Annotated in this window: 2 protein-coding genes; both read right to left on the bottom strand. The window is 61.1% G+C overall.

The genetic code is table 11. The features are described 5' to 3' along the window. Positions 1-49: 49 nt before the first annotated feature. Entirely contained in the window at positions 50-946 is an 897-nt protein-coding gene (istB, locus tag A3840_RS00870; RefSeq protein WP_067450476.1) for an IS21-like element helper ATPase IstB, read from the bottom strand. Beyond that, the gene (istA, locus tag A3840_RS00865; RefSeq protein WP_067450479.1) at positions 943-2460 is read right to left on the bottom strand and encodes an IS21 family transposase; all 1518 of its coding nucleotides are present in this window, start codon (positions 2458-2460) and stop codon (positions 943-945) included. The genes istB and istA overlap by 4 nt, the downstream gene beginning before the upstream one ends. Positions 2461-2640 lie beyond the last annotated feature (180 nt).

Here is a 2640-nt window from a genome sequence, read left to right as displayed (position 1 = left end):
TATAGCGCGGCAATCTGGATGAGACGCTGGCGACAATCAGGATGAGATTCTACGTCGCGGCGTTTGTGATGTTATCAGGTTGATTGTCGCGGGCAACCTCGCCGTCTTCCTGTGATTGACGCGGAGCGTCAGTCACAGGTGTGTTCTTGATTGTCGCAAAAGATGCCGGTCTTCCCCGTTGCCGTTTAGCCTCGAGGGCCGATCGCCGCCGGTAGCTTTCGACGTTCATTTCGAAGATGGTCGCGTGATGGACCAGCCTATCGACAGCGGCCAGCGTCATGGCTGGATCGGGGAAGACCCTGTTCCATTCTCCAAAGGGCTGGTTGGCGGTAATCATGACCGAGCGTCGCTCGTATCTCGCCGAGATGAGCTCGAACAGAACGCTGGTTTCGGCCTGGTCCTTGGTGACGTAGGCGAGATCATCCAGGATCAGCAGATCGAACTTGTCGAGCTTGGAAATGGCCGCCTCGAGCTGCAGTTCGCGCCGGGCGACCTGTAGCTTCTGGACGAGATCGGTGGTCCTGGTGAAGTGCACGCGCCAGCCATTTTCGATCAACGCCAGGCCGACGGCTGCGGCGAGATGGCTTTTGCCGCCGCCCGGCGGGCCGAACATCAACACATTGGCGCCCTTGGCGAGCCAGCTGTCACCGGCCACCATGGCGACGATCTGAGCCTTCGAGATCATGGGCACGGCTTCAAAGTCGAAGCTGTCCAGCGTTTTTCCCGGCGGCAAGTGGGCTTCGGCCAGATGCCGCTCGATCCGCCGGTGGGCTCGCTCGGCAAGCTCATGCTCTGCAATGGCCGCCAGGAATCGTGCCGCGGGCCAGCCTTCGCGATCGGATTGCTCGGCGAACCTGGGCCAGAGGGTCTTGATAGTGGGCAATCTTAGCTCGTTGAGCATGATGCCCAGGCGAGCTTCATCGACTGGATGGGTATTGGCTTTCATGCGCTTTCTCCCGCCATGCCCTGGGTTCCGACCAGGACCTGGTAGCTGTCCAGACAGACGGGCTGCACAAAGACCTGGGGCAAGTCGGCGGGATCTGGAGAGAACTTTGTCCGCAATGTCGCCAGATCCGGCAGGCTACCGGAACGGAGCACCTGACCCAACTCATTGGCCAGCTCTCCTTCACAGTTGCGCTCATGGGCAAGCGCCAGGAGTTCGACTGTGATCTTGCAGGCTGGCCGTTCCGGCATCGCGGCACACAGCGCCTCAAACGCACGACGATATTCCGGTCGGGGGAAGAGCTTGTCGCGATAAACCAGGTGCAGCAGCGCCATGGGCTTCTTGCGCAAGGAGTGGATGACGTGATGGTAGTTCACCACCTGGTCATGCTTGCCGTTGGCCTGAGCGCGCCCTCTGGGCAGGGTCAGCAAATGCGTTCCGCCCATGAACACTTCCAGCCTGTCATCGAACAGACGTACCCTCAACCGGTGGCCGATCAGACGGGAAGGCACGGTGTAGAACACCTTACGCAAGGTGAACCCGCCCGTGCTGGAAACGGTGACGATCACCTCCTCGAAGTCCGTGGTGCGGCGCTCAGGCAGGACCTGCAGATGCGCTCGCTCCGCCTCGATGCCTTTACCGCGGTTCGCATTGCGGCGGCCGATGATCTCGTCGACAAAGGCGCGGTAGGAGCCCAGATCCTCGAAGTCGGGGCTGCCACGCATCAGCAAACCATCCCGGATCGCGCCTTTGAGATGGCCATGAGCACTCTCGATCGAACCGTTCTCATGGGCCACACCCTTGTTATTCCGCGTCGGGGTCATCCCATAGTGCGAGCAAAGGGCCTCGTATCGCGTCGTGAGATCTGTTCGAGCCTCGGCGTCGACATTGCGGAAGGCGGCCGAGAGGCTGTCGCTGCGGTGATAATGAGGAGCACCACCGGCCGACCACAAGGCATTCTGCAACCCCTCGGCCAGAGCAACAAAGCTTTCCCCGCCCAGAATGACATGGGCGTGTTCGAAGCCAGACCAGGGTAGGCGGAAGTGGTACAGCAGGTGATCCAGCCGCTGCCCGGCAATGGTCACACCAAGCCCACCCATATCGGTAAAATCCGAAAGCCCCAGCCGTCCCGGTTCGTGAACCTGCCGGAAAATAACATCTCGCTCGGCGCCATGGATGGCGCGCCAGGCGCGAATACGACGCTCCAGCGTGCGACGGATACCAGGCTGCAGGTCGGGATGGCGGCGCAACAGTTCCTCATAAATGGCCACAGCTCGCAGCCCCGGCGCTGCCTGCAGCAACGGCACAACTTCAGCCTCGAAGATGTGCTCCAGGGGATCGGGACGTCGGCGTTCTCGGGGTTCTCGCCTCTGGGAAGGCAATACCGGGTTATGGAGCAGCCGGTAGCCTGTCGCGCGGCTTAGCCCGGCCTTGGCTGACGCCGTCTCGGTGGTGTGGTTTTGTCTGAGCTTCATGAAAAGCCTCATCTGATGATCGGTTACATGGCGCCCCGGCACAAAGGTGGTTCCCCTCCTGAAAACCACCACTGTACTGGGACGACCGCGATCACAGACCCCGAAATCGGGCAAAGCTGTTGGTACGTGCCTCCGGTCGGGCTACGCCCTGCCTGCGACACGCACCAACAGCTCCGTCTCATCCTGATTGACGCTGAGGCTCACCCTGTTTGACGCGCAGCA

It is taken from the genome of Devosia elaeis (genome assembly GCF_001650025.1).
Lineage (GTDB): Bacteria > Pseudomonadota > Alphaproteobacteria > Rhizobiales > Devosiaceae > Devosia > Devosia elaeis.
The sequence above is the reverse complement of the archived record's forward strand: the minus strand, read 5'-3'. Positions and strand labels throughout refer to the sequence as shown.

Coding starts and splice junctions, on each gene's coding strand:
- istB (WP_067450476.1), bottom strand. CDS start 946: ATGAAAGCCAATACCCATCCAGTCGATGAAGCTCGCCTGGGCATCATG.